The sequence below is a fragment of the Cellulomonas palmilytica genome, from assembly GCF_021590045.1.
Lineage (GTDB): Bacteria > Actinomycetota > Actinomycetes > Actinomycetales > Cellulomonadaceae > Cellulomonas > Cellulomonas palmilytica.
This window is the reverse complement of sequence record NZ_CP062221.1, coordinates 3,391,144-3,416,710: the sequence shown is the minus strand read 5'-3', so window position 1 is coordinate 3,416,710 and position 25,567 is coordinate 3,391,144. Positions and strand designations below refer to the sequence as shown.

Annotated in this window: 23 protein-coding genes; 15 read left to right on the top strand and 8 right to left on the bottom strand. The window is 73.7% G+C overall.

Translation table 11 applies throughout. The features are described from left to right. Nucleotides 1-133 precede the first annotated feature (133 nt). On the top strand, nucleotides 134-826 hold the full coding sequence (locus F1D97_RS15400; RefSeq protein WP_396022533.1) for a YgjP-like metallopeptidase domain-containing protein: 693 nt from the start codon (nucleotides 134-136) through the stop codon (nucleotides 824-826). On the opposite strand, the gene F1D97_RS15395 is transcribed toward F1D97_RS15400, so the two are convergent. Further along, nucleotides 814-2,253: a zinc-dependent metalloprotease gene (locus F1D97_RS15395; protein WP_396022532.1), complete on the bottom strand. Its 1,440-nt coding sequence runs from the start codon at nucleotides 2,251-2,253 to the stop codon at nucleotides 814-816. The two genes, F1D97_RS15400 and F1D97_RS15395, sit on opposite strands and share 13 nt — an antisense overlap. 131 nt (nucleotides 2,254-2,384) lie before the next feature. Between F1D97_RS15395 and F1D97_RS15390 the strand changes: the two genes are divergently transcribed. Together F1D97_RS15390 and F1D97_RS15385 are read left to right on the top strand one after the other, a co-directional pair. Next, on the top strand, nucleotides 2,385-3,416 hold the full coding sequence (locus tag F1D97_RS15390) for a Rossmann-fold NAD(P)-binding domain-containing protein (RefSeq protein WP_236121373.1): 1,032 nt from the start codon (nucleotides 2,385-2,387) through the stop codon (nucleotides 3,414-3,416). Between the two features lie 45 nt (nucleotides 3,417-3,461). Further along, complete coding sequence (locus F1D97_RS15385; protein WP_236121372.1) at nucleotides 3,462-4,679, top strand: YlbL family protein; 1,218 nt, start codon at nucleotides 3,462-3,464, stop codon at nucleotides 4,677-4,679. A 42-nt stretch (nucleotides 4,680-4,721) separates the two neighbouring features. Here F1D97_RS15385 and F1D97_RS15380 read toward each other — a convergent pair whose 3' ends face one another. Continuing rightward, nucleotides 4,722-5,309, bottom strand: coding sequence for a PPA1309 family protein (locus F1D97_RS15380; RefSeq protein ID WP_236121371.1), 588 nt, complete (start codon nucleotides 5,307-5,309; stop codon nucleotides 4,722-4,724). 133 nt (nucleotides 5,310-5,442) lie between these two features. Between F1D97_RS15380 and F1D97_RS15375 the strand changes: the two genes are divergently transcribed. The 4 genes from F1D97_RS15375 (at nucleotide 5,443) to F1D97_RS15360 (ending at nucleotide 11,437) form a co-directional block, all read left to right on the top strand. Then, complete coding sequence (locus tag F1D97_RS15375; RefSeq protein WP_236121370.1) at nucleotides 5,443-8,487, top strand: UPF0182 family membrane protein; 3,045 nt, start codon at nucleotides 5,443-5,445, stop codon at nucleotides 8,485-8,487. Nucleotides 8,488-8,673: 186 nt separating this feature from the next. Continuing rightward, entirely contained in the window at nucleotides 8,674-9,705 is a 1,032-nt protein-coding gene (locus F1D97_RS15370) for a metal ABC transporter solute-binding protein, Zn/Mn family (RefSeq protein WP_236121369.1), read from the top strand. Beyond that, a complete protein-coding gene (locus F1D97_RS15365) occupies nucleotides 9,702-10,499 on the top strand; it encodes a metal ABC transporter ATP-binding protein (RefSeq protein WP_236121368.1) in 798 nt (265 codons plus the stop codon). The genes F1D97_RS15370 and F1D97_RS15365 overlap by 4 nt, the downstream gene beginning before the upstream one ends. Continuing rightward, a complete protein-coding gene (locus F1D97_RS15360; RefSeq protein WP_396022530.1) occupies nucleotides 10,496-11,437 on the top strand; it encodes a metal ABC transporter permease in 942 nt (313 codons plus the stop codon). Before F1D97_RS15365 ends, F1D97_RS15360 begins: the two co-directional genes overlap by 4 nt. A 101-nt stretch (nucleotides 11,438-11,538) precedes the next feature. Here the strand turns inward: F1D97_RS15360 and F1D97_RS15355 are convergent, their stop codons facing one another. After that, nucleotides 11,539-11,943, bottom strand: a complete 405-nt coding sequence (locus tag F1D97_RS15355; protein ID WP_317618896.1) for a Fur family transcriptional regulator — start codon at nucleotides 11,941-11,943, stop codon at nucleotides 11,539-11,541. 68 nt (nucleotides 11,944-12,011) lie between these two features. Further along, on the bottom strand, nucleotides 12,012-12,539 hold the full coding sequence (locus F1D97_RS15350; RefSeq protein WP_236121366.1) for a type 1 glutamine amidotransferase domain-containing protein: 528 nt from the start codon (nucleotides 12,537-12,539) through the stop codon (nucleotides 12,012-12,014). Nucleotides 12,540-12,690: 151 nt separating this feature from the next. Between F1D97_RS15350 and F1D97_RS15345 the strand changes: the two genes are divergently transcribed. Together F1D97_RS15345 and F1D97_RS15340 are read left to right on the top strand one after the other, a co-directional pair. Then, nucleotides 12,691-13,566, top strand: a complete 876-nt coding sequence (locus tag F1D97_RS15345) for a hypothetical protein (protein ID WP_236121365.1) — start codon at nucleotides 12,691-12,693, stop codon at nucleotides 13,564-13,566. Nucleotides 13,567-13,687: 121 nt separating this feature from the next. Beyond that, a complete protein-coding gene (locus F1D97_RS15340) occupies nucleotides 13,688-14,524 on the top strand; it encodes an alpha/beta fold hydrolase (protein WP_236121364.1) in 837 nt (278 codons plus the stop codon). Nucleotides 14,525-14,594: 70 nt separating this feature from the next. On the opposite strand, the gene F1D97_RS15335 is transcribed toward F1D97_RS15340, so the two are convergent. Next, nucleotides 14,595-14,783, bottom strand: a complete 189-nt coding sequence (locus F1D97_RS15335) for a CsbD family protein (RefSeq protein ID WP_236121363.1) — start codon at nucleotides 14,781-14,783, stop codon at nucleotides 14,595-14,597. A 77-nt stretch (nucleotides 14,784-14,860) separates the two neighbouring features. Next, entirely contained in the window at nucleotides 14,861-15,088 is a 228-nt protein-coding gene (locus F1D97_RS15330) for a hypothetical protein (RefSeq protein ID WP_236121362.1), read from the bottom strand. Nucleotides 15,089-15,160: 72 nt separating this feature from the next. On the opposite strand from F1D97_RS15330, the gene F1D97_RS15325 reads away from it, so the two are divergent. The 6 genes from F1D97_RS15325 (at nucleotide 15,161) to F1D97_RS15300 (ending at nucleotide 21,898) form a co-directional block, all read left to right on the top strand. After that, a complete protein-coding gene (locus F1D97_RS15325; RefSeq protein WP_396022529.1) occupies nucleotides 15,161-15,598 on the top strand; it encodes a MarR family winged helix-turn-helix transcriptional regulator in 438 nt (145 codons plus the stop codon). 125 nt (nucleotides 15,599-15,723) lie between these two features. Continuing rightward, nucleotides 15,724-17,163, top strand: a complete 1,440-nt coding sequence (gene uxaC / locus F1D97_RS15320; protein ID WP_236121360.1) for a glucuronate isomerase — start codon at nucleotides 15,724-15,726, stop codon at nucleotides 17,161-17,163. Between the two features lie 221 nt (nucleotides 17,164-17,384). Next, a complete protein-coding gene (locus tag F1D97_RS15315; protein WP_236121359.1) occupies nucleotides 17,385-18,386 on the top strand; it encodes an ABC transporter permease in 1,002 nt (333 codons plus the stop codon). A gap of 47 nt (nucleotides 18,387-18,433) precedes the next feature. Further along, the gene (locus F1D97_RS15310) at nucleotides 18,434-19,324 is read left to right on the top strand and encodes a carbohydrate ABC transporter permease (protein ID WP_236123629.1); all 891 of its coding nucleotides are present in this window, start codon (nucleotides 18,434-18,436) and stop codon (nucleotides 19,322-19,324) included. 107 nt (nucleotides 19,325-19,431) lie between these two features. Then, nucleotides 19,432-21,114, top strand: coding sequence for an ABC transporter substrate-binding protein (locus F1D97_RS15305; RefSeq protein ID WP_236121358.1), 1,683 nt, complete (start codon nucleotides 19,432-19,434; stop codon nucleotides 21,112-21,114). Between the two features lie 64 nt (nucleotides 21,115-21,178). Then, entirely contained in the window at nucleotides 21,179-21,898 is a 720-nt protein-coding gene (locus tag F1D97_RS15300) for a DUF624 domain-containing protein (RefSeq protein WP_236121357.1), read from the top strand. Nucleotides 21,899-21,983: 85 nt separating this feature from the next. On the opposite strand, the gene F1D97_RS15295 is transcribed toward F1D97_RS15300, so the two are convergent. Both F1D97_RS15295 and manD read right to left on the bottom strand, forming a co-directional pair. Continuing rightward, nucleotides 21,984-24,083, bottom strand: coding sequence for an alpha-glucuronidase (locus tag F1D97_RS15295; RefSeq protein ID WP_236121356.1), 2,100 nt, complete (start codon nucleotides 24,081-24,083; stop codon nucleotides 21,984-21,986). A gap of 2 nt (nucleotides 24,084-24,085) precedes the next feature. Further along, the gene (gene manD, locus F1D97_RS15290) at nucleotides 24,086-25,369 is read right to left on the bottom strand and encodes a D-mannonate dehydratase ManD (RefSeq protein WP_396022528.1); all 1,284 of its coding nucleotides are present in this window, start codon (nucleotides 25,367-25,369) and stop codon (nucleotides 24,086-24,088) included. Between the last annotated feature and the right edge of the window lie 198 nt (nucleotides 25,370-25,567).

Here is a 25,567-nt window from a genome sequence, read left to right as displayed (position 1 = left end):
GGGTGACGTCGCACCCGATGTCGCACCGATGTCGCACCGATGTCGCGACGTCCGCTGGGCCGTTCGGTGCCCGCCCGCCGCGCCCTCGGCGTGCGCGGCTGTCCGTGTGGGCCCGGCACGCTAGCGTGCGGCTGTGCACCCGACGTACGACCTGTCGACGATCGACGGGGTCGACCACGAGGTCGAGGTCCGTCGCTCGCGCAGGCGCGTGCGGACCGTCACGGCCTGGCGCGAGGATGGCCGGACGGTGGTGGCGATCCCCGCCCGGTTCACGCGCGCCCAGGAGAAGGAGTGGGTGCGCCGCATGCTCACGCGCCTCGCGACGCAGGAGCGCCGGCGCCGTCCGTCCGACGACGAGCTCGTGTCGCGTGCCGCGGAGCTGTCGGCCCGCTACCTGCAGGGGCGCGCGGTCCCGACGAGCGTGCGCTGGTCGGCGAACCAGGGGCGGCGCTGGGGCTCGTGCACGCCGTCGGACGGCTCGATCCGGATCTCCGACCGCGTGCGCGGCATGCCGCGCTGGGTGATCGACTACGTGCTCCTGCACGAGCTGGTCCACCTGCTGCACGCGGGGCACGGCCCGGAGTTCTGGGCGGAGCTCGAGGCGTACCCGCGCACGCAGCGCGCGCGGGGGTTCCTCGAGGGATACGCGTACCGCGAGGAGCGCGGACCGCAGGGGACGACGCCCGACGACGCGGGGGAGTCCGGCGAGGTCGAGGCCGAGGTCGACGTCGACGAGGTCGCCGACCTCGAGCCCGACCGCGAGGCCGATCTCGACGCCGATCTCGAGGCCGATCTCGAGAGTGGCCAGGCGGCTCAGGAGTCCTGAGGCTCCGCCGGCGGCTCCTCGCCGAGGATCTCGGCGAGCGCCTTGTCGAGATCGGCGGACTCGTCGGCCGCCGCGGTGCGCCGGCGCGCGTAGCCGGTCGGGTCGTCGAGGTCCTCCGCGGTCGGCATGAGGTCCGGGTGGTCCCACACGGCGTCGCGCGCGGCGGACCCGCCCTCGGTGCGGCCGATGTGCGCCCACAGCGCTGCGGCCTCGCGCAGCCGGCGCGGCCGCAGCTCGAGCCCGACGAGCGTGGCGAACGTCTGCTCGGCGGGGCCGCCCGCGGCACGGCGGCGGCGGATCATCTCGCGCAGCGCGACGGAGTGCGGCAGGTGGGGGAGCGCGGCGGCGGCGCTCACCTCGTCGACCCAGCCCTCGACGAGCGCGAGCGCGGTCTCCAGCCGTTCGAGCGCGGCCTGCTGCGCGGGCGTGGTCTGCGGTGCGAACACGCCGCTGGACAGCGCGCTCTGCAGCGCCTCGGCGTCCGTGGGGTCGATCGAGCCGACCGCCTGCTCGAGCTGCTCGACGTCGATGGTGATCTCGCGCGCGTACGTCTCGACCAGGGCGAGCAGGTGCGCGCGCAGCCACGGCACGTGCGTGAACAGGCGGGTCGCGGCGGCCTCGCGCAGCGCGAGGAACAGCCGGACCTCGTCGACGGGGGCGTCGAGGCCCTCGGCGAACGCGTCGACGTTCGCGGCGACGAGCACGGGCGCGGGCACCTCGAGGAGCGGCAGCCCGATGTCGGTCGTGCCGAACACGTCGCGCGCGAGGGTCCCGGCCGCCTGGCCGACCTGCAGCCCGAACACCGCGGAGCCGAGGCGCCGCAGGAGCTGGCCGGGGGCGAGGCCCGCGGGCAGCGCGCCGCCGGGCAGCCCGAGCGCGCGCATCTGCTCGTCGAGGTCCTCGCCCGGCTCGAGGTCGGGCAGCTGGCCGCCGAGCGCGTCGACGAGCGCGGTCGACAGCGACGACGCGACGGGCTCGGTGAGCGTGCGCCACGTGGGCAGGGTCGCCTCGACCCACTCGGCGCGGCTCCAGGCGCGGGCGGGGGCGGTCGCGGGCGGCAGCTCGGTCGCGGCGTCGAGCCATAGCTCCGCGACCGTGAGCGCGTCGAGCACCTGGCGCGTGCGGGCCGGCGTGAGCGACGGGTCGCCGCCGACGGATGCCTGCCGGCGCGCGAGGTCGTGCGCCATCTGCCAGTTCACGGGTTCGTCGCCGCCGCTCGCGAACAGGCTCTGCACCTGCGCGAGCACCTGCTGCATCGCGGCCGGGTCGGTGGGCAGCGCACCCGCGGAGCCGAGCGCCTCCGGGTCGATCCCGCGCGCCCGCATCTCGGCGATGGCCTCGTCGGCCCGGTCGCCCAGGAGCGCGCGCAGCATCTGCTCCCACGGAGGGGTCTGGTCGGGAGTCGGGTCGCTGTGGTCCGGGCTCACGTGCGCCTCCTGCGAGGATGACTGCGGGGACACCGCCGACGGCCGACGGGGCGACGGTGGTCGGACGGGCCGGGGTCGGACGGTCTGGCCGGGCTGGCCCCACGGTAACCACGTGACCGAGGAGTACGTCGATGGCGGGTCGTGAGGTTCGCTCAGGGCGCAGCGCGCGCGACGTCGTCGTCGTGGGCACGGGGCCTGTCGCGGCGGGAGTGCTCGCGGCCTGGGGCGAGCGTGCCCGCGGCGTGGACGAGGTCCCTGCGGCGGAACCCGCGTCGGTGCTCGCGGGAGCGCGCGTCGTCGTGCTCGTCGCGCACCCCGGCGACCTGCGGTCGGTCGCCGGGCGACGCGGGCCCGAGGGGCACGCCGCGGCGGTCGCGCACGCGCAGCGCACGTTCGCGGCGGCGCGCGAGGTGCGTGCCGAGCACGTCGTCGTCGTGACCTCCGCCCTCGTGCACGGCGCGCACCCGGACCGGCCCGTCGTGCACGACGACGAGCCCGTGCTCACGGGTGCGCGGGCGGTGCCCGACGGCCTCGTCGGGCACCTGCTCGCGGTCGAGGCGGTCGTGGCGCGCGCGTCCCGCCGCCGCTCGCCCCGCGTGACGGTCGTGCGACCCGCGGCGATGGTCGGGCGGGGCACGGACACGTTCGTCACGCGGCACTTCGAGGCGCCGCGCCTGCTCGTGGTGCGCGGCGTCGAGCGGCCGTGGCAGCTCGTGCACGTCGACGACGTGGGTGCCGCGACGGTGTTCGCGGTGGAGCACGGCCTCACCGGTGCCCTCACGGTCGGGCCGCCGGACACGCTCACCCCCGAGCAGGTCAGCGCCGCGGCGGGGATGCGGACCGTGGCGCTCGCGCCCGCCACCGCGTTCGGCACGGCCGAGCGGCTGCACCGGGTCGGGGTGCTGCCCGCGCCCGCGGCCGAGCTCGCGTACGTGGTCTACCCGTGGACCGTCGCCGCGGACCGGCTGACGGCGGCGGGCTTCGAGCCGCGGTGGTCGAGCGCGCAGGCGCTGGACGTGCTGCTCGAGGGCGTGCGCGGGCGGCTCGCGCTCGGCGGCCGCCGGGTCGAGCGGCGGGACGCGGCCGCGCTGGGTGCCGCGGGTGCGGCGGTCGCGCTGCTCGGCACCGCGGCGATCTGGCGGCAGGCACGCCGCCGCGGCTGACGCCCCGCGCGTGTCGCGCACACCTGCGTGCGGCATGATGCCGAGGTGCCCGACGAGAACGTCACCCCCGAGCAGCCCGCGCAGCCGGACCCCCGCCCCGGCGACCCGGCCGTCCCCGCCGACGGCACGGCGCCCGGCGCAGGCGGCGTCGCGGGCGGCGACGCGCTCGGCGCGCCCGCACCCGTCGTCGCCGAGCGACCCAGCCGGCGCGCGGTCACGCTGTCGGTCTCGATGCTCGCGACCGCGGTGCTGCTCGCGGCGGTCGCGGTGCTGCCCGCGCCGTACTCGGTGAGCAGCCCGGGGCCGACCGAGGACGTGCTGGGCACGCTCGACGACAAGCCGCTCATCACCATCGAGGGTGCGCCGACGTACGACTCGACGGGCGAGCTGCGCCTGACGACCGTCTCCGCGACGGGCGGCCCGGGGTACCCGTCGAGCACGCTGCGGGTGCTGCGCGGCTGGTTCTCGCCGTGGTCGGTCGTGCAGCCGCGCGAGATCCTGTTCCCCGACGCCGACGAGTCGCAGGAGGACATCGACCGCGAGAACACCGCGCAGATGGTGTCCTCGCAGGAGAACGCGGCCGTCGCGGCCCTGACCGAGCTCGGGCACGAGGTCCCCGCGACGCTGCTGGTCGCCGGCACCGTGCCGGGCACGGGCGCGGACGGGAAGTTCGAGGAGGGCGACGTCATCACCGCGATCGACGGCACGCCCCTGCCGGACTACCAGAGCCTCGTCACGACGATGGCGGCGGTGCGGTCGGGCGCCGACGTCACGGTCACGGTGCGCCGGCAGGGCGAGGAGCGGGACGTCACCGTGACGACGACGAAGGGCGACGACGGCCGCGCGCAGATGGGCGTCTACATCGACCCGGACTTCGACATGCCGGTCGACGTGACGATCGAGGCGGGCCGGATCGGCGGCCCGAGCGCGGGGACCATGTTCGCGCTCGGGATCATCGACAGGCTCACGCCGCAGGACGAGGCGAACGGCCAGGTGGTCGCGGGCACGGGGACGATCGACGTCGTCGGGCGGGTCGGGGCGATCGGCGGGATCCGGCAGAAGCTCGCGGGTGCGCACCGCGACGGTGCGCGGTGGTTCCTCGCGCCCGAGGCGAACTGCCGCGAGGTCGTCGGGCACGTGCCGGACGGGCTGCGCGTCGTGCGTGTCGCGACGCTGCACGAGGCGTACACGGACCTCGTCGCGATCGGCAAGGGCGAGGGCGACTCGCTGCCGACGTGCACGGCGGAGCCCGCGGGCTCCTGACGTCGTCCGCGCCGGCGCGGCCCCGGGCGGCGCCCCGCGGGCTCAGGCGAGGGTCGCGCGCAGCGCCTCGAGCAGCCCGGGCACCACGTCGGCGCCCTGACCGACCTGGTCGTCGCTGTCGTGCGCGCGCTGGCGCACGGCGCACCAGGTCGCGCCCTGGCGCAGCACGCCCACCGCGAGGCGCACGTCCTGACGGTCGGGGTGCGCGAGCAGCCACGGCAGCGCCTCGTCGGGGTCCGCGGGCATCTGAGCCTCGGCGGCCGGGGGCAGCACGACGCGCTCGGCGGTCACCGCCACGCCGTCGACCGTCTCGGGCCAGGACAGGCCCGCGAGCAGCGTCTCGAGGTCCGGCGCGTCGGGCAGCCCCTCCTGCTCGACCGACGTCAGGTGCCACGGCTCGGCCTGCGCGGCGGCGAGCGTCGTGGGCGTGAGCTGCTCGGCGAGCGACGGCTCGGCGGCGAGCGCGGCCTGCGTGCGGACCAGGGCGAACACGCGCACCGGGGCGTCCCAGCCCGCGGCGGCGACGTGGTGCTCGATCTCGCGCACGGCGTCGGCGAGCGCGCGGGTGGCGGCGTCGGGGGCGGGCCCCTGCGCGGGGACGTCGGCGGGCGGCGGCGTGCTGGGGTTCACCGGGCCATCGTCGCACCCGGCGCACCTGCGACGAGACCTGACACGAGCCGCCGGGCGTGTGGGAACCTGGGCCGGTCCGCCCGCGTTGGGCTGGACGAGAACACGACACCGAGACGACGAGGACCGCACCGACGTGAGCTTCGCCAGCACACCCCGCAACCCGAGCGCCGGCCGACCAGCCGGCCGTCCGAGCGAGAGGCGGCGCGGAGCGCTCGTCCCGACGCTGATCGTGCTCGGCGCGATCGTCGTGCTCGTCCTGATCCTGGCCCAGGTGTGGACCGAGTGGCTGTGGTTCGACCAGCTCGGCTTCCTCGAGGTGCTGCGCACCGAGTGGGGCACGCGCGCCGTGCTGTTCGTGGTCGGGTTCCTGGTGATGGCCGTCGCGGTCGGGCTGACCATGCGGTACGCGTACCGCTCGCGGCCGGTGTACGCGCCGTCGACGCCCGAGCAGGCGAGCCTCGACCAGTACCGCGAGGCCATCGAGCCGCTGCGCCGCCTCGTCATGATCGTCGCGCCCGCGCTGCTCGGCCTGTTCGCCGGTGCCGCGGTGTCGCAGCGCTGGGACACGGTCCAGCTGTGGATGCACTCCCAGCACGTCGGGACGTCCGACCCGCAGTACGGGATCGACCTGGGCTTCTACCTGTTCGTGCTGCCGGGCATCCGGTTCGTGGTGTCGTTCCTGATCGCGGTCACGGTGCTCTCGGGCGTCGCGGCGCTCGCGACGCAGTACCTGTACGGGGGCCTGCGCATCGGCGGCAGCAACGACACGCCGCGCACGACGCGCGCCGCGCGCATCCAGCTGTCGGTGATCGCCGCGGTGCTCATGCTGCTGGTGGCCGCGAACTACTGGCTCGACCGCTACTCGATCCTCACGAAGACCGCCGAGAAGTTCGACGGCGCCGCGTACACCGACGTGCACGCGGTCATCCCGTCGAAGGCGATCCTCGCGGGCATCGCGGTGTTCGTCGCCGTCACGTTCGTCGTGACCGCGGTGCGCGGGAACTGGCGCGTGCCGCTCATCGGCGTGGGCCTCATGGTCGTCGCCGCGATCGCGGTCGGCGGCATCTACCCGGCGGTCGTGCAGCGCTTCCAGGTGCAGCCCAACCAGCAGGACGCCGAGTCGGAGTACATCAAGCGCAACATCGACGCGACGCGTCAGGCGTACGGCATCGACGACGTGGACGTGCAGGAGTACGACGCGAAGGTGACGGCGGAGCCGCAGGCCCTGCGCGACGACGCGGAGACCGCGGCGTCGATCCGTCTGCTCGACCCGCAGGTCGTCAGCCCGTCGTTCAAGCAGCTGCAGCAGGTCACGACGTTCTACAGCTTCCCGGACACGCTGTCGGTCGACCGGTACCAGATCGACGGCGAGAGCCAGGACACGGTCATCGCCGCGCGTGAGCTCAACCTGTCCGGCCTCGAGGCGTCGCAGCGCAACTGGACCAACGACGTGACCGTGTACACGCACGGGTACGGCGTGGTCGCGGCGGCGGGCAACCGCACCGCGGCGCGCGGCGCCCCGTCGTTCCTCGAGAGCGGGATCCCGTCGAAGGGTGTGCTCGGCGAGTACGAGCCGCGCATCTACTTCAGCCCGGGCTCGCCGCAGTACTCGATCGTCGGTGGCCCCGAGGGCTCGGAGTGGGAGCTGGACCGTCCGACGAACGACGGCGGCGGCTCGGTCAACACGCGCTTCCCGACGCAGGACGTCTCGGCCGGCCCGAGCGTCGGCAACGCGTGGAACAAGCTGCTGTACGCGGTGAAGTTCGGCTCGGAGCAGATCCTGTTCTCGGACCGCGTGAACGAGCACTCGCAGATCCTGTACGACCGCAGCCCGCGGGACCGCGTGGAGAAGGTCGCGCCGTACCTGACGCTCGACGGGCGCGTCTACCCGGCGGTCGTCGGCGGGCGCGTGGTGTGGATCGTCGACGGCTACACGACGAGCAGCCAGTACCCGTACGCCGCGCAGGTCACGCTCGACGACGCGACGGTCGACTCGCTCACGCAGTCGTCGCAGACCGTCCAGGCGCTGCAGTCGAAGACCGCGAACTACATCCGCAACTCGGTCAAGGCGACGGTCGACGCGTACGACGGCACGGTGACGCTGTACGCGTGGGACGACGAGGACCCGATCCTGCGCGCGTGGCAGGAGATCTTCCCGACGTCGCTGCAGCCGCTGAGCGAGATCGAGGGCGAGCTCATGGCTCACCTGCGCTACCCCGAGGACCTGTTCAAGGTGCAGCGTGAGCTGCTCGCGCGCTACCACGTGACCGACCCGAAGCAGTTCTTCACCGGGACGGACTTCTGGGCGGTGCCGGACGACCCGAACACCGCGGGCAACGTGGCGCAGCCGCCGTACTACATGACGCTGCGGATGCCGAACGAGAAGGCCGCGAGCTTCTCGCTGACGTCGACGTTCATCCCGTTCGGTCAGCAGGCCCGCAACGTCATGCGCGGGTACATCGCGGTCGACGCGGACGCGGGCGCGCAGGACGGCACGAAGGCCGCCGGGTACGGCAAGATCCGGATGCTCGAGCTGCCGAGAGACGGCTCGGTGCCCGGTCCGGGCCAGGTGAACAACAACATGACGACCGACTCGACGGTCGCCGAGGAGTTCACGCTGCTCGGGCGCGGTGGCGCGAACATCGTGCGCGCCAACCTGCTCGCGCTCCCGGTGGGTGACGGCATGCTCTACGTCCAGCCCGTGTACCTGCAGGCCGAGACCGGCACGACGTTCCCGCTGCTGCAGCGCGTGATCGTCGCGTTCGGCGACGACGTGGCGATCTCCGAGACGCTCGACGGCGCGCTCAACGACGTCTTCGACGGCGACTCGGGCGTGGAGACCGACCCGGGTACCGAGCCGGGCGGCGAGGAGCCGGACCCCGGCACGGGTGGCGAGGCGCCCGAGGAGCCGGGGGCGGGCGAGGAGCCGGGCGGCGAGGACGCGCAGGCGCGTGCGGACCTCGCGGACGCGCTCGAGCGGGCGCGCGTCGCGATCCAGGAGGGTCAGGCGGCGCTCGCGGAGGGCGACTTCGCGGCCTACGGCGAGTCGCAGGACGCGCTCGACCAGGCGATCGCGGACGCGCTCGACGCGGAGGCGCGGCTCGAGGGCGGCTCGGCCGTGACGCCGACGCCCACGTCCACGGCGACTCCGGCGCCGACGGCCACGGCCGGCAGCTGACGGATCGACACCCGAGGGGGCTCGTGCCGGTGCGGCGCGGGCCCCCTCGGCCGTGCCGGGGCGTCCGGTCGGGTGACGTGGGCGCGTGACCAGCGCGGGGAGCGTTCGGGATGGCGTCCGCTCTTATTGGGAACTGCTATCGTTATCGCCAGGCCGCACGGTGCGGCACCGTGAAAGGGGTCCCCGATGCGTGCCCGCGCCGCCACCTCCCTCGCCTGCTGCCTGACGGGCGCCCTGGGCCTGGCCCTGACGCTCGGCGCGTGCTCGTCGGACACCGTGCCGGACGGCCCGTCCGACGCGACGCTCTCGGTGGTCGCGTCCACGAACGTCTGGGGCGACGTCGTGCGGCAGGTGGCGGGCGACCTCGCCGAGGTGACCTCGATCATCGACGACCCGTCCGTCGACCCGCACTCGTTCGAGGCGAACGCGCGCGTCGAGCTCGCGATCTCGCGCGCCGACCTCGTCGTCGTCAACGGTGGTGGCTACGACGACTTCGCGACGCAGCTCGTGGACGCGCTCGACCAGGCGCCGCCCGTGGTCGTCGCGGTCGACGCGCACGACGAGCCCGCGCCCGTCGACGCGACCGACCCGGCCCACGAGGACGCCGACGACGCCGATCACGACGACGCCGATCGCGACGACGCCGACGGGACGCACGACGAGGACGGCACGCACGAGGACGGCCACGCGCACGGGGAGGGCAACGAGCACGTCTGGTACGACCTGCCCACCGCGCAGGCGGTCGCCCACCAGGTCGCGGACGAGCTCGCCGCGCTCGCTCCCGAGGACGCGGCGACGCTGCAGGCCAACGCGGACGCGTTCGTCGAACGCGTCGCGGAGCTCGAGCAGCGGGCCGCGGAGCTCGCCGGGCGGCACGGCGGCGTCGGGGTGCTCGTGACCGAGCCGGTGCCGCTGCTCCTGGTCGAGGCCGCCGGGTTCGTCGACCGCACGCCCGCGCAGTTCTCGGAGGCCGTCGAGGAGGAGATCGACGTCCCGCCGGGCGCGATGAGCGAGATGCTCGACCTCGTGTCGTCGCCCGACGTCGCGTTCCTCGTGTACAACGAGCAGACGACGGGCCCGCAGACCGACCAGGTGCTCGAGGCCGCGCAGGACGCGGGGCTGCCCGTCGTGGACGTGACCGAGACGCTGCCGGAGGGCGAGGACTACGTGTCGTGGATGGCGGGGAACCTGGACGCGTTCGCCCAGGCGCTCGCGTGAGCGCCCCGGCGGCGCCGCTCGAGCTCGCGGGCGCGCGCCTCGCGTACGGACCGCGCGTCGTCTGGTCGGACCTCGACCTCGTCGTGCGGCCGGGGGAGTTCCTCACGGTGCTCGGCCCCAACGGGTCGGGCAAGACGAGCCTGCTGCGCGTGGTCCTCGGCCTCGCGCCGCTCGCCGGCGGGCACCTGACGATCCTCGGCCGGCCGCCGCGCCGGGGCAGCCGCGCGGTCGGGTACATCCCGCAGCAGCGGCTAATCGACCCGTCGACGCCCGTGCGGGCGCGCGACCTGGTGCGGCTCGGCCTCGACGGCGACCGCTGGGGCATCGGCGGGCGTCGCACGCGTCACCGGGTCGACGAGCTGCTCGCGGCCGTCGGCGCGACGTCGTACGCGGACGTGCCGCTCGGCATGCTCTCGGGCGGTGAGCAGCAGCGCGTGCGCATCGCGCAGGCGCTCGGCACCGAGCCCGCGCTGCTCCTGTGCGACGAGCCGCTGCTGTCCCTCGACCTGCGCCACCAGCACGAGGTCACGGCGCTCATCGACGCGATGCGCCGCGACCGCGGCACCGCGGTCGTGTTCGTGACCCACGAGATCAACCCGGTGCTCCCGTACACCGACCGGGTCCTGTACCTCGGGCCCGCCGGCCACGCGATCGGCACGCCGGACGAGGTCCTCACCTCCAGCCGCCTGACCGCGCTGTACGGCACGCCCGTCGACGTCCTGCGCTCGCACGGGCGCGTCGTCATCGTCGGCGGCGACGACGAGCACCACCACGTCGAGGAGGCCGACGCATGAGCGCGCTCGCGACGACGACCCTCGCGCCCGTGACGACGACCGCCGCCGGCCTGCGGACCGAGGTCGCCGACGACTGGTGGCGGCGCGTGTTCGACTTCAGCGACTACGGCGCGCTGCTGGGCCTGGTGCAGAACTCGCTCGTCGCGGCCGCGGTGCTCGGGCTCGTCGGCGGGCTCGTCGGCGTGTTCGTCATGCAGCGCGACCTCGCGTTCGCGGTGCACGGGATCAGCGAGCTCTCGTTCGCCGGCGCGGCCGCGGCGCTCCTGCTGTCGGTCGACGTCATGCTCGGCGCGGTGCTCGGCTCGGTGGTCGCGGCGGTCGTGATCGGCCTGCTGGGGACGCGTGCGCGCGACCGGAACTCGATCATCGGCGTGCTCATGCCGTTCGGCCTGGGCCTCGGCGTGCTGTTCCTCGCGCTGTACCCGGGGCGCGCGGCGAACAAGTTCGGGCTGCTCACGGGGCAGGTCGTGGCGGTCGACTCGACGCGGCTGTCGGTGTTCCTGGTGGTCGCCGCGCTCGTCGTCGCGGGGCTGCTCGCGATGTGGCGCCCGTTGACGTTCGCGAGCGTCGACCCGGACGTCGCCGCGGCGCGCGGCGTGCCGACGCGTGCGCTCGGTCTCGCGTTCATGCTGCTCCTCGGCCTCGCGGTCGCGCTCGCGGTGCAGGTCGTCGGGGCGCTGCTCGTGCTGTCGCTGCTCATCACGCCCGCGGCGGCCGCGACGCGCGTGTCGGCGTCGCCGGTCGTGGTGCCGGTGCTGTCGGTGGTGTTCGCGGTGACGAGCGCGGTCGGCGGGATCCTGCTCGCGCTCGGCGGCTCGGTACCGATCAGCCCGTACGTCACGACGATCTCGTTCGCCATCTACGTCGTGTGCCGGCTCGTCGGCCGGGCGCGCACGCGGCGCGGCTGGGCGCGGCGAACCCCTGTCGCGGCAGCCTGAGCCGCGCCGTCCGAGTCACGTCGTCCGAGTCGCGTCGTCCGAGTCGCGTCGTCCGAGCCGCGTCGTCCGAGTCGCCCGACCCCGGCGCGTTCGTCGGGACGTCAGGAGGTCGCGAGCTCCTCGGCGCACGTGGCGCACGTGCCGAACAGCTCGAGCGTGTGCGACACGTCGACGAAGCCCGTCTCGTCGGACAGCGACGCGACGAGCGTCTCGAACGCCGCCGCCTGCACCTCGACCGTGCGCCCGCAGCTGCGGCACACCAGGTGGTGGTGGTGCCCCTGCCGCTCGCACCGGCGGTAGAGCGTCTCGCCCGTCGCGGTGCGCAGGACGTCGAACTCGCCGCTCGCGGCCATCGCGCCGAGCGTGCGGTAGACGGTCGCGAGCCCGATGTCCTCGCCGCGCTGCGCGAGGAGCTGGTGGATCTGCTGCGCGCTGCGGAAGTCCGCGAGCTCGCCCATCAGCTGGCCGATCGCGCGTCGCTGCCGCGTCGTGCGCTGACCGATCACGTGCACCTCCCGGGGGTCGCCCGAGTCTACGTGGCGCGGCGGTGCACGCGGGCTCGGACGCCGTCCGGTCAGCCCGCCGCGCCGACGGCCTCGACGAGCGCCTCGTCGAACGCGGGCAGGTCGTCGGGCGTGCGGCTCGAGACGAACGGCCCGTCGACGACGACCTGCTCGTCCACCCAGTCCGCCCCCGCGTTGGTGAGGTCGGTGCGCAGCGACGGGTAGCTCGTCAGCCGCCGCCCGCGCACCGCGTCCGCCTCGACGAGGACCCACGCGCCGTGGCAGATGACACCGACGGGCTTGCCCGCGTCGACGAACGCGCGCACGAACCGCACGGCGTCCTGCGAGAGGCGCAGGTCGTCCGCGTTCACGACCCCGCCGGGGAGGACGAGCGCGTCGAAGTCGGCGGCGTCGGCCGTCGCGACCGGGAGGTCGACGTTCTGCTCGTAGCCGTTCTTCCCGACGACCTTCACGTCCGTGGGCGAGACGAGCGACGCGCGGGCACCGGCGTCCGTCAGCGCCGCCCAGGGGCTCGTGAGCTCGCTGTCCTCGAACCCGTCGGTGAGCAGGAAGGCGACGGTGCGGTCCTCGAGCGACATGGCTCCTCCTCGTGGTCGGGTCCGGCCAGGCTAGGCACGCCCCGTCGCGGTCGGCACGTCGAGCGCGCGTGCGGGGTGTGCCGGCCCGTGCCACGGTGTCGGCATCGGGGCCGGCATGGGGGCCGGCATGGGGGCGGGCAAGGGGGTCGACATGGGTGACGGCGTGGGTGACGGCGCGACGAGCGCGCTGGGGTCGATGTGGGCGTGGGACAACCCCGTACCGCAGCAGGACGACGCGCGCGGACGCGGGTACGCGCCCGCGGCCCCCGCACCGCTCGCGGCGTTCGCGACCCGGCGCGCCCTGGAGCGGGTGCACCTCGCGGCGCCGTGGGCGGCCGACGAGGGTCCGGTCGGGACCTGGTTCGGTGACGCGGCGCGGGCGCTGCGCGCCGCGGGGGTCGCGGTGGGGGCGCTCGGCGGCGACCCGGGCTGGCTCGACCAGCCCGCGCTCGCCGCGACGTGGGCGGGCGCCGCGCTCCGCTCGGCGGGCGGGGCGCTCGACGCCGTGCAGCTGGACGTCGAGCCGTGGACGCTGCCCGCGTGGCAGACGGACCCCGCGCCGGGCGCACGCGCGTGGCTCGGGGTGCTCGACGCGACGCGGGCGGCGCTGCCCCCGGGCGTCGTGCTGGGGGCGGACACGCCGTGGTGGCTCACGACGGTGCCGGCCCCCGACGAGCCGGGCACGCTGCTCGACGCGGTCCTGCGGCGGGTGGACCGCGCGCTCGTCGTCGCGTTCGCGGACCACGCGGGCGGCGAGGACGGGATCGTGGCGCTCGCGGGCCCGGCGGTCGCGGCGGCGCGCGCCGCGGGCGTCGCGTGGAGCGTCGGGGTCGAGACGGACACGCCCGCGGTCGCCGGGGGAGCGCAGTTCACGTTCTACGACGAGGGTGAGGCCGTGCTCGAGCGCGAGGCGGCGCTGGTCGCGCGGGCGTTCGAGGCTCCGCGGTGCGTGTGCGTGGAGCACCACCGGGCGTGGCGGCACCTGCTGGGGCTCGACGCCCGCCCCGACCCCCGGCCCGGCTCCTGACACGTCGCTGACGCCTCGTCGTCCACAGGCGGGTGCCAGGACCTCGTCGTCCCGTCCCGTGCGTCCTACGGTGGACGGTGGGACCGGGACAGCGGCGTCCCGGGGGCGAAGGGGAAGCGCCATGACCGCGGGTGAGCTCTGCACGGCTCGATCCGGCGACGGGACGACGATCGCGTACGAACGGGCGGGCAGCGGGCCGCCGCTCGTGATGGTCGGGGGCGCGTTCAACACGCGCGAGGTCTTCCGGCCGCTCGCGGAGCAGCTGGGCGACGCGTTCACGACCGTGCTCGTGGACCGCCGGGGCCGGGGGGACAGCGGCGACGCGATCGTGCCGCACGAGGCGTTCGCCTACACGGTCGACCGCGAGGTCGAGGACCTCGAGGCGGTGGTCGCGGCCGAGGGCGGCAGCGCGGCCGTCCTGGGCTTCTCGTCGGGCGCGAACCTCGCGCTGCACGCGGCCGCGGCGGGGCTGCCCGTCACCGCGCTCGTGCTGTACGAGGCGCCGTTCTCGCTCGCGGGGCTGCCGGCGGCGGCGCCCGACGTGCCGCGCCGGCTCGCCGCCCTCGTCGCGGAGGGACACCTGGGCGACGCGGTCGCGACCATGCAGCGCGAGGTGATCGGGCTCCCGGCGGCGATGGTCGAGCAGGCGCGGCAGTCGCCGGTCTGGCACGACCTGGAGGAGCTCGCGCAGACCTGCGTGTACGACGCGACGATCACGGCCGCGCCGAACGTCCCGACGCCCGCGATGCGCGCCGTCGACGTGCCGACGCTCGTCGTGTGCGGCGAGCAGACGTGGCCCGGGCTGCGTGCGGCCGGCGCCGCGCTGACCGCAGAGCTCGCGAGCGCGCGGTACGTCGAGGTGCCGGGCGGTGCGGGGCACGGCATCGCCGTCGAGGCGACCGCCGCGCTGCTGCGGGCGGAGCTCGCGGGTGGCGGCCGACCGTCGGGAGCGGCCTGACCGTCCGGCACCCGGACGTGACGAGGGCGGGACCGCCGGGTCCCGCCCTCGTGCGTCGTGCGCGCAGGCGTCAGAAGGAGTCCTTGAGGTCCTTCGCGGCGTCCTTCACGTGGTCACCGGCCTGCTTGACGCCCGCCTCGGTCTGCTGGGCGCGACCCTCGCGCTCGGTCTCCTCGTCGCCCGTGGCCTTGCCGAGGCCTTCCTTGGCCTTGCCCGCGAGCTCCTCGCCCTGGTGCTTGATCTTGTCGTCGAGGCCCATCGAGTCGTCCTTCCGTCGGTGTCCTCTCGAACGTAACCCGGCGGCACCCAGGGCGCATGGCGAGCGGCGAGGAGGCGTCAGCCCCGGAGCTCGTCGGTCCCCGCGTCGGGGCGTTCGACCAGGTAGGTGCGGCCGTTGGCGTCCTGCACGCGCACGAGCGTGCTGCGCAGCTCGTGCTCGCGGGCCTGCTCCTGCTCGGTCGTCGGGCGCGCGGGCTCGCGGCTGTCGCCGACCTGCGCGGGGCCGAGGAGGTGGCGCGCGAGCCAGTCGGTCAGCGTGCGACCGGTGCGCGGCGAGCGGGACATGCGGGCCTCCAGACGGACGGTGATGAGTGCCCTCACTATAAGTGCCCTCACGATCCACCTAGGATGACGCGCGTGACCGACGACCCCCTCGCGCTCGAGGCGCAGGTCTGCCTCGCGCTGTCCGCCGCCGCCCGCGCGCTCGTCGGGACGTACCGCACGCTGCTCGAGCCGCTCGGCCTCACGCACCCGCAGTACCTCGCGATGCTCGCGCTGTGGCAGGACGGGCCGATGTCGCTCGCCGGTCTCGCCGGGCGCCTGCACCTGGAGCCCGCGACGGCATCGCCGCTCGTGCGCCGGCTCGAGGCGCGCGGACTCGTCGCGCGGCGGACGGACGCGCGCGACGAGCGCGCGCTGCTCATCGAGCTCACGGACGCGGGTGCGGCGATGCGCGAGCAGGCGGTGGGCGTGCCGGGGGCGATGCTCGACCGCCTGGGTCTGGACGCCGACGAGGTCGCTCGGGTCCGCGACGCGGCGCAGCTCATGCTCGCGGCGTGCGAACGGGCGCTCTGAGGGGCGTCAGACGCTGCGGGGCCGCGCGGTTGCGCAGGGGTTGCCGAAAGTGGCAAACTCGCATGGCAAACGTTTGCGCCACAGGTTCGGACGACGACGTCCGGCCGCGACCGGAAGGAACCGCGGTGACGCGCCCCGTCCTGACCCTCCATCCCGACCGGGCCCTGCCGACCGACCCCACCGTCCGGACGATCGCGCGCGAGATCCTCGCCGGCACGCAGGACCTGCCGCTCGTGTCGATGCACGGCCACGTCGAGGCCGGCCTGCTCCTGGCCGACGAGCCGTTCGCCGACCCGGCCGCGCTGCTCGTCACGCCCGACCACTACCTGCTGCGCCTGCTCGTCTCGCAGGGCGTGAGCCTCGACGCGCTCGGCGTCCCGCGCCGCGACGGCGGCGAGGTCGAGCGCGACCCGCGCGAGATCTGGCGGCAGGTCGCGTCCCGCTGGCACGTGCTGCGCGGCACGCCGACGCGGTTCTGGCTCGAGCGCGAGCTCGTGGACGTCCTCGGTGTGACGCTGCGGCCCTCGGCGCAGACGGCCGACGAGACGTACGACCAGATGGTCGAGGCGCTCAGCAAGCCGCAGACGCGGCCGCGCGCGCTGTTCGACCGGTTCCAGCTCGAGGTGCTCGCGACGACCGACGACGCGACCGCGTCGCTCGACGCGCACGCCGCGCTCGAGACGTCCGGGCTGCCCGGCCGGGTCGTGCCGACGTTCCGGCCCGACGCGCTGCTGGACGCGACCGCTCCCGGGTGGGGGCAGCGCGTGGCGCGGCTCGGCGAGCTCACGGGCGTTCCGGTGCGCGACGCGCGCACGCTCGTCGAGGCGCTCGCCGTCCGCCGGGCGCACTTCGTCGAGCGCGGCGCGCTCGCCACCGACCACGGCATGCGGTCGCTGAGCACGCGGCCGCTCGACGCGGGGGAGGCCGACCGTCTCGTCGTGACCGCGCTGCGTGCCGCGGAGGCTGGACGGACGCTGGACGTGCCCGACGCCGACGCGCTCGCGGGGCACCTGCTGTTCGAGATGGCGCGGCTGTCGTGCGAGGACGGGCTCGTGATGCAGCTGCACCCGGGCGTGCTGCGCGGGTACGACACGCAGGTCGCCGCGCTGCGGGGCCCGGACGTCGGCTACGACATCCCGGTCGCGACCGACTTCGTGCACGCGCTGCGGCCGGTGCTCGAGGCGTTCGGGCACCACCCGGGGTTCCGGCTCGTGGTGTTCACGGTCGACGAGGACGTGTACTCGCGCGAGCTCGCTCCGCTCGCGGGCGTGTTCCCGGCGATGCGGCTCGGGGCGCCGTGGTGGTTCCTGGACACGCCCGACTCGTTGCGGCGGTTCCGGGAGTCGGTGACGGACGCCGCGGGCTTCTACAACACGACCGGGTTCGTGGACGACACGCGCGCGTTCTGCTCGATCCCGGCGCGGCACGACCTGTCGCGGCGCATCGACGCGGGGTTCCTCGCGCGGCTCGTCGCGGAGCACCGCCTGGAGCTCGACGAGGCGCACGAGACGGCCGTGGACCTCGCGTACCGGCTGCCCCTCGCGTCCTACGCGCGTCCCGCCTGACCAGGCGCGGGCCGGGCGGTCGTCTCGCCCCGCCCTTCGATATCAAGACGTGAGATCAGCACGGTGTACACGCCACGCCCCCTGTGGCAACATGACTGGCAACCGTTAGCCATCCGATTTGTCCCCGCACTGCGCGGAGGTGCCCGCCCGGGCACCAGCGGCACACCGACCGGCGACACGGGACCTGCCGGCTCACGACGAGGTGAGAGGAGCTTCGCCCCATGGCCAGCGACACCGCAGGCGCGACGAGCGTCGTCGAGCCGCCCGTGCCGTCGGCGCGGCCGAGCACGCGCTCGACGCCCCGCCTCGACCGGCCGGTCCGCCGCACGTGGCGCCAGGCGCTCGCGCGGGACTGGCGGCTGTACTCGTTCCTGGTGCTCCCGCTGATCTTCTTCGCGGTGTTCCGGTACCTGCCGATCCTCGGCAACGTCGTCGCGTTCCGGCGCTTCCGGCCCGGCTCGAGCATCTTCGGCGACGAGTGGGTGGGCCTGTACTACGTGCGGATGTTCATCCAGGACCCCGCGTTCTGGTCGGCGTTCTGGAACACCGTGATCCTCGGCGGCCTCACGCTCGTCGTGGTGTTCCCGCTGCCGATCGTGCTCGCGCTCATGCTCAACGAGCTGCGCTCGCGGCGGTTCAAGCGGACCGTGCAGACGATCAGCTACCTGCCGCACTTCATGTCGATCGTCATCGTCGCCGGCATGGTCTTCCAGCTCACCGCGGCCAAGGGCACGGTCAACCAGGTCATCACGTCGCTCGGCGGGAACGCGATCGCGTTCTTCCAGGACCCCGACTGGTTCCGGCCGATCTACCTGACGTCCGAGGTCTGGCAGACCGTCGGGTGGGGGACGATCCTCTACCTCGCGGCCCTCACGACGATCGACGAGCAGCTCTACGAGGCCGCGCGCATCGACGGCGCCAACCGGTGGCGGCAGACCTGGCACATCACGCTGCCGGGCATCCGCCCCACCATGATCGTGCTGCTCATCCTCAACATCGGCTCGTTCATGGCCGTGGGATTCGAGAAGGTCCTGCTGCTGCAGAACCCCGTCATCTACTCGACGGCCGACGTGATCTCGACGTACCTGTACCGCGTCGGCATCGTCTCGAACAGCGTGTCCTACGCGACCGCCATCGGGCTGTTCGAGGCGTTGATCGGCCTCACGCTGATCCTGTCGGCCAACGCCATCTCCAAGCGCACCGTGGGGGCCTCGCTGTGGTGACCGACGTGACCTCGCCCGAGGTCGACCCGACCCGCCCGCGCGTCGTCATGACCCGCGGCGTGCGGCCCCGCGACTCCGCGGGCTACACCGCGTTCCGCGTCGTCAACGCCGCGCTTCTGCTCGCGATGTGCGCGCTCGTGCTGTACCCGTTCGTCAACATCGTCGCGCAGGCGTTCAGCTCCGAGGGCTACATCAACTCGGGCCAGGTCAACCTGGTCCCGCGTGGGTTCAACCTCACGACGTTCCACGTCGTGCTGTCGGACGACATGTTCTGGGTCAACTACAAGAACACGGTCGTCTACACGGTCGTCGGCACCGTGATCGCCATGGCGCTCACGACGACGTACGCGTACGCGCTGTCGAAGAAGCACCTCAAGGGCCGCACGTTCTTCATCGGCGTCGCCGTGCTCACGATGTTCTTCAACGGCGGCCTGATCCCGAACTACGTCCTCATCAACACCCTCGGGTTCAAGGACACGATCTGGGCGATCGTGCTCCCGAACGCGATCAGCGTGTTCAACCTGCTCGTCATGAAGTCGTTCTTCGAGAACTTCCCCGACGAGCTCGAGGAGGCCGCCGCGATCGACGGCATGTCGACGTACGGCATCTTCTTCCGGATCGTGATCCCGCTGTCGAAGGCCGTGCTCGCGACCATGGTGCTGTTCTACGCCGTGGCGTTCTGGAACAGCTGGTTCTCCGCCTACCTCTACATGACGGACCCGCACAACTACCCGGTCACGGTGTACCTGCGCAACCTCATGGCGGGCGTGACGTCCGGGACCACGGTGACCGGCGGGAACCTCGACAACGCGACGCAGATCGCCTCCAACGTGCAGTCCGTGACGATGCTGCTCACGGTCCTGCCGATCGTGTGCCTCTACCCGTTCATCCAGAGGTACTTCGTGTCGGGCGTCATGCTCGGCGCGGTCAAGCAATGACGAGCGGGCGCACGCCGGGCCGTCATCCCGGCGTGCGCCCTATCGACCCCGTTCGCATTTCCAGCACCGAGCAGGACGACGAAGTTCCACCGGAGAAGGAGAAGGTCATGAGATCGACGAAGAAGAGCGTAGTCGCGTTCGGGTCCGCGGCCGCGCTCGTGCTGACGCTCACCACCGCGTGCTCGTCGGACGACCCCGAGCCCCAGGCCACCGGCGGCGAGCAGCCGACGAGCAGCGGTGTGACGATCGACGAGGCGCACAGCGTCGGTGCGATGCCGGACTTCGAGGCCGGCACGACGTTCGTCGCGACCGAGCCGGTGACGTTCTCCCTGCTGTACCGCGACCACCCGAACTACCCGCTGAAGAAGGACTGGCTGATCTTCAGCGAGCTCGCGGCGAACAACCAGGTGTCGTTCGACATCACGAGCGCGCCGCTGTCCGACTGGGACGCGAAGAAGTCGCTCATCATCTCGGCGGGCGACGCGCCCGACCTGATCCCGGTGACGTACCCGGGCCAGGAGACGCAGTTCGTCGCGGGCGGCGCGCTGCTGCCCATCAGCGACTACGTGCAGTACATGCCGAACTTCCAGAAGAAGGTCGCCGACTGGGGCCTCGAGCAGGCCATCGAGAACCTGCGTCAGGTGGACGGCAAGTACTACATGCTCCCCGGCCTGTACGAGTCGCCGCAGCCGCAGTACTCGATCGTCACGCGGCAGGACCAGTGGGACGCCGCGGGGATCACCGACGCGCCCGAGACCTGGGACGACTTCAAGGCGGACCTCGCGACGCTCAAGGAGAAGAACCCCGACCTGTGGCCCATGTCGGACCGTTGGTCGACGACGAACAACGTGCCGCTCGGCGCGACGCTGCAGATCGCCGCGCCCAACTTCGGCACGGTCGCCGGCTGGGGCTTCGGCAACGGCCTGTGGTACGACGAGGCGTCCGGCACCTACGAGTACGCCCCGGCGACCGAGGGCTACAAGCAGCTCGTGGAGTACTTCGCGGGCCTCGTCGCGGACGGGCTGCTCGACCCGGAGTCGGTGACGCAGGACGACGAGACCGCGATCCAGAAGTTCACGTCCGGCGAGTCGCTGACGATCTCCGGGAACACGCAGGAGATCACCACGTACCGCACGTCGTTCGCGGACGCGGGCACGGACGCCACCCTGCGGCTGCTGCGCGTGCCGTCGGGCCCCGCGGGTGACAACGTCGCGGCGGGCAGCCGCACCGGGCCGGGCTTCATGCTGTCGGCGAAGGCGGCGGAGAACCCGAACTTCCTCGCGCTGCTGCAGTTCGCCGACTGGCTGTACTACTCGGACGAGGGCATCGAGTTCGCCAAGTGGGGCGTCGAGGGCACGACGTACACGAAGGACGGCGACGTCCGCACCATCGCCGAGGACGTCGACTGGAACGGCCTGAACCCGGGCGCTCCGAAGCTGCTCAACGCGGACTTCGGGTTCAGCAACGGCGTGTTCATGTTCACCAACGGCTCGTCCGACGAGCTCGTCGCGTCCACGTCGTCCGACGAGGTCAAGCAGTTCGTCGAGGAGATGTCGACCAAGACCGAGCTGCCGCTCGCGCCGGCCGCGCCGCTCGAGGAGATGGAGCAGGAGCAGGTGAACCTGTGGCAGACGTCGCTCAACGACGCCGTCACGCAGGCCACGGCCGCGTTCATCCTCGGCAAGCGGCCCATGTCCGAGTGGGACGCGTTCGTCAGCGAGCTCAAGGGCCTGAACATGGACCAGTACGTGGCCACGTTCAACACGGCGCTCGAGCGCGCGCAGGGCTGATGACGTCCGGCGGCGGTCCGGGTGCGTGCCCCGGGCCGCCGCCGGCACTCTCGTGGGAGGGACCGTGACCGTGACGGACCGCAGCGCTCCGGCCTCCGAGATCGGTCGCGGGCCGCTGTCGCGATGGTCGGCGACGGTGTACTGGGCGTTGGTGATCGAGCTGCTGATCCTGCTCACGTCCCTGCCCGGGCTGCTGGCGCTGTTCCTCCTCGACCGCTCGGTCTCCGACGTGCCGCTCGCCGCGCTGTGCCTCGTCCCGCTCGGCCCGGCGCTGGGCGCCGCGACGTACGCGTGGCGCGCCTACCTCGTCGCGACCCCCGACCAGCGCGACCTCGCACCCGCGTCGCGGTTCTGGCGCGGCTACCGCCTGTCGTGGCGCGACGTGCTCGCGTGGTGGGTGCCGACGCTCGTCGTGCTCGCGCTCCTGGCCGTGAACGTCCTGCACGCCGGCGCCGTCGTCGGGCAGGTGTGGGCGATCGCGTCGCTCGTCGTGGCCGTCGCGCTGCTCGTGTGGGCCGGCAACGCGCTCGTGCTCTCGGCGCTGTTCGCGTTCCGCACCCGCGACGTGGTGCGCCTCGCGGCGTACTACCTCGCCGCGCGGCCCGTCGCGGCGCTCGGCAACCTCACGCTCGTCGTCCTGGGCGCGACCCTGGCGATCGTCACCACCGACCGCCTCCTCCTGGCCCTCGCCACCCTCGCGATCGCCTCTCTGACCCGCACCGCGACCCCGGTGATCGCAGACGTCACCACCCGCTTCACCAGCCCCCACCCCGCCGACTGCTGACGTTCCTGACCGAGTGCGCACGCCGCACGCCCGCACTCGGTCCGGAACGTGCGCGCTGGGCACGGGGGACCGGTCTGGGACCGGGTCAGGGGATGACGCGGTCGGCGGGGTCGGGGATGCCGGACTTGCGGAGGAAGTAGGTGTTGACCTGGTCGCGCCACTCGGCGGCCGAGCGGACCTGCTCGTCGAGGCGGGACGCCACGCGGTCGAACACGTCGTCGGGGACCAGGCCGCGCACCGAGCGCCACGCCTCGCGCATGCGCTCGGTCGCCTCGGCGCCCGCGACGTGCGTGTCGTACACGTGCTGGACGACCGTCGAGCCGGAGTGCAGGACGTGCGTGTACGGCACGTGGTGGAAGAACAGCAGGAGCGCGTCGGGGCAGGTGTCGGGGGACTCGTACACGTCGCGCCATGGCGCGGGGTACTGGCCGGTGAAGCCCGTGCCGGTAGCGCGGGTGCGGTCGACGCCGATGCCGTCGCGGTCGGCGAAGTGGTAGGTGCCCCACGGGGTGTACTCGTACCCGTCGACGTCGGGGCCGTAGTGGTGGCCCGGCTTCACCATGAAACCCACGCCGAGCGGCGCGGTGTAGCTCTCGTACACGTGCCACGAGTCGTCGAGGACCGCGTGCACGGTCGCGGCCACGCGCTCGTCGGCGCCGGGGAACGTGAGGCCGAGCCACTCGTCGAGCAGCGCCGACGGGTCGAGGGTCGGGTCCCACGCGAGGCGGCCGTACGCGTAGAGGTTGGCCTGCGCGAGGGGGTGGCCGGTCCAGAACGGGTCGTCGCCGACGTTGGACACCGCGGTCAGCGCTCCGGGCAGGTCGTCAGCGCCCCGCAGGACGTCCGCGACGGTGCGGCCCGGCTCCGCGAGGTCGAGCGGGCCCCACGGGCGGAAGTCGAGCGCCTCGCGCCACAGCGGGGCGAGGTAGCACGCGTGCTGCTGCTGGCCCGTGTACTCCTGGGTGACCTGGAGCTCCATCGCCAGGCGCGTGCGGGGCATCGCGGCCAGCAGCGGGGACACCGGCTCGCGCACCTGGAAGTCGATCGGGCCGAGCTTGACCTGCACGACGACGTTCGCGTCGAACTCGCCGTCGAGCGGCGTGAAGTGGTCGTACGCCGCGCGGGCCCGGTCGGTGGACCGGTCGCGCCAGTCCTGGCGGTGGTCGTAGACGAACGCGCGCCAGAACACCGTGCCGCCGTGGGGCGCGAGGGCGCGGGCCAGGAGGTTCGCCCCGTCGGCGTGCGTGCGGCCGTACGCGAACGGCCCGGGCCGGCCCTCGGAGTCCGCCTTCACGACGAAGCCGCCGAAGTCCGGGACGGCGGCGTAGACCGCGGCGGTGGCGCGCCGCCACCAGGCGCGCACGTCGTCGTCGAGGGGGTCGCTCGTCGTCAGCGCCCCCGACGTGAGGGGCGCCGCGAAGTCCACCGCGAGGTACGTGCGGACGCCCTGCGCACGGAACACCGAGGCGAGCCGCGCGACCTGGTCCAGCCCCGTGGTCAGCAGCGCCGACTCGCGCTCGTGCACGTTGACGTTGTTCAGGCACACCGCGTTGACGCCGACGTGCGCGAGCAGGCGCGCGTAGTCGGCCACGCGGGTGAGGTCGTCGCGCACGCGGCCGTCGGCGAACCACAGGGAGGCGCCCGCGTAGCCGCGCTCGACCGGGCCCATGGGGGAGTCCGCGGCGAGGTTGTCCCAGTGGTCGAGCTTGCGGACCGCGACGGCGGGCAGGTGCTCGACGAGCCCGGAAGCCCCGTCGAACACCTGCTCGCCGCTGCGCAGCAGGTGGTGCCAGCCCGCCAGCAGACCGACGGGAGTCGCCGCGACGACGACGAGCGAGTCGTCGACCCGCGCCACGACGAACCCCTGGCGCCCGAGCTCGCCGTCGAGCCCGGGTCGTCGGGCCAGGTCCAGCGCGCGTCCTGCCGCGGTGCGCCACGCAGGCAGGACGCGCGCCTCGGACGCGAGCGCGAGGACCAGGTGGGTGCGCTCGTCGTCGACCACGGCGCCGCCGTGGAGACGGGTGGCCCGCGCGACCTCGTCGCGCAGGGTGGACAGGACCGGGTCGTCGCCCGTCGCCAGCAGGCGCACGCGACGCCGCCCGGGTGGGCGCAGCACCTCGTCGGGCAGCCAGGCGGCGTGCCAGGTGGAGGTCGCCGTGCCGGTCGAGCCGCTCGTCGTCGTCATGGTCACCAGTCGTGGATCGTGCCGTCGTGCAGGCGCGTGAACGGCAGGTAGGCCGGCTCGTACGGGTGGGCGGCGGCGGCCTCGTCGTCGTACCCGACGCCGAGCCCCGGCTCGTCGCCCGGGTGCAGGTAGCCGCCCGTGAACGTGTACGACGTGCGGAACACCTCGCGTGTGCGCGCGGAGTGCGGCATGAGCTCCTGGATGCCGAAGTTGTGGATCGCCAGGCCCAGGTGCAGGGCTGCGGCCATACCGACGGGGGAGATGTCCGTGGGCCCGTGGAACCCGGTGCGGATCTGGTAGGTCGCGGCCTGGTCGGCGATCTTGCGCAGCGCTGTGACGCCGCCGGTGTGGGTCACGGAGCCGCGCACGTAGTCGATGAGCTGCTCGCGCAGGAGCATCTGGTAGTCCCAGACCGTGTTGAAGACCTCGCCGATCGCGAGCGGCGTGGTGGTGTGCTGCCGGACGAGGCGCAGCGCCTCCTGGTTCTCGGCGGGCGTGCAGTCCTCGAGCCAGAACAGGTCGTACGGCTCGAGCGCCTTGCCGAGCCGCGCGGCCTCGATCGGACGCATGCGGTGGTGGCCGTCGTGCAGCAGCGGCAGCGCCGGGCCGAACTCGTTGCGGACCGCCTCGAACACGCCCGGGATGTGACGCAGGTAGGCGCGCGTGTCCCAGTCCTCCTCGGCGGGGACGATCGCGCGCTGCGCGGGCTCGTAGTCGTAGCGCGTGCCGCTCGTCGTCGGCTGGCTCGCGACGCCGTACACCGTGCGCACACCCGGCACGGACGTCTGCACGCGGATGGCGCGGAAGCCCTCGTCGAGATGGCGGCGCACCGAGTCCAGGAGCGCGGGCACGTCGTGGCCCGACGCGTGGCCGTACGCGAGCAGGCCGCCGCGGCTCGCCCCGCCCAGCAGCTGGTACAGCGGCATGCCGGCGCGGCGCGCCTTGATGTCCCACAGCGCGGTGTCGACCGCTGCGATGGCCGCCATCGTCACCGGCCCGCGGCGCCAGTACGCCGAGCGGTAGAGGAACTGCCACGTGTCCTCGATGCGCTGGGCGTCCCGGCCCAGCAGGAGCGGGACGACGTGGTCGCCGAGGTAGCTCGCGACGGCGAGCTCGCGGCCGTTGAGGGTCGCGTCGCCGAGGCCGACGACCCCGTCGCCCGTCGTGAGGCGCAGCGTGACGAAGTTGCGGTCCGGGCTCGTCACGAGCACCTCGGCGCGCGCGATCGCGTCGCGCTCGGCGGGCTCGGGGCAGGCGATGGGCTCGGCGAGCGGGGTCGTGCTCACGTCGGGGCTCTCCTCGGTCGGCGGCGCCGGTGCCGCACGTGTGTGACCCCGCGACCATAACCAGCCCTTTCACCCTTTGGCAATCGTTTGCGCACAGTTGCCCAGGCGGGCGGACGGCTGCGAGGATGAGCCGCGGCAGACCCCCGTCCCCGCAGTCCGGAGGCACCCGAGGTGGCAGAACGAGCAGCGACGCTCCGC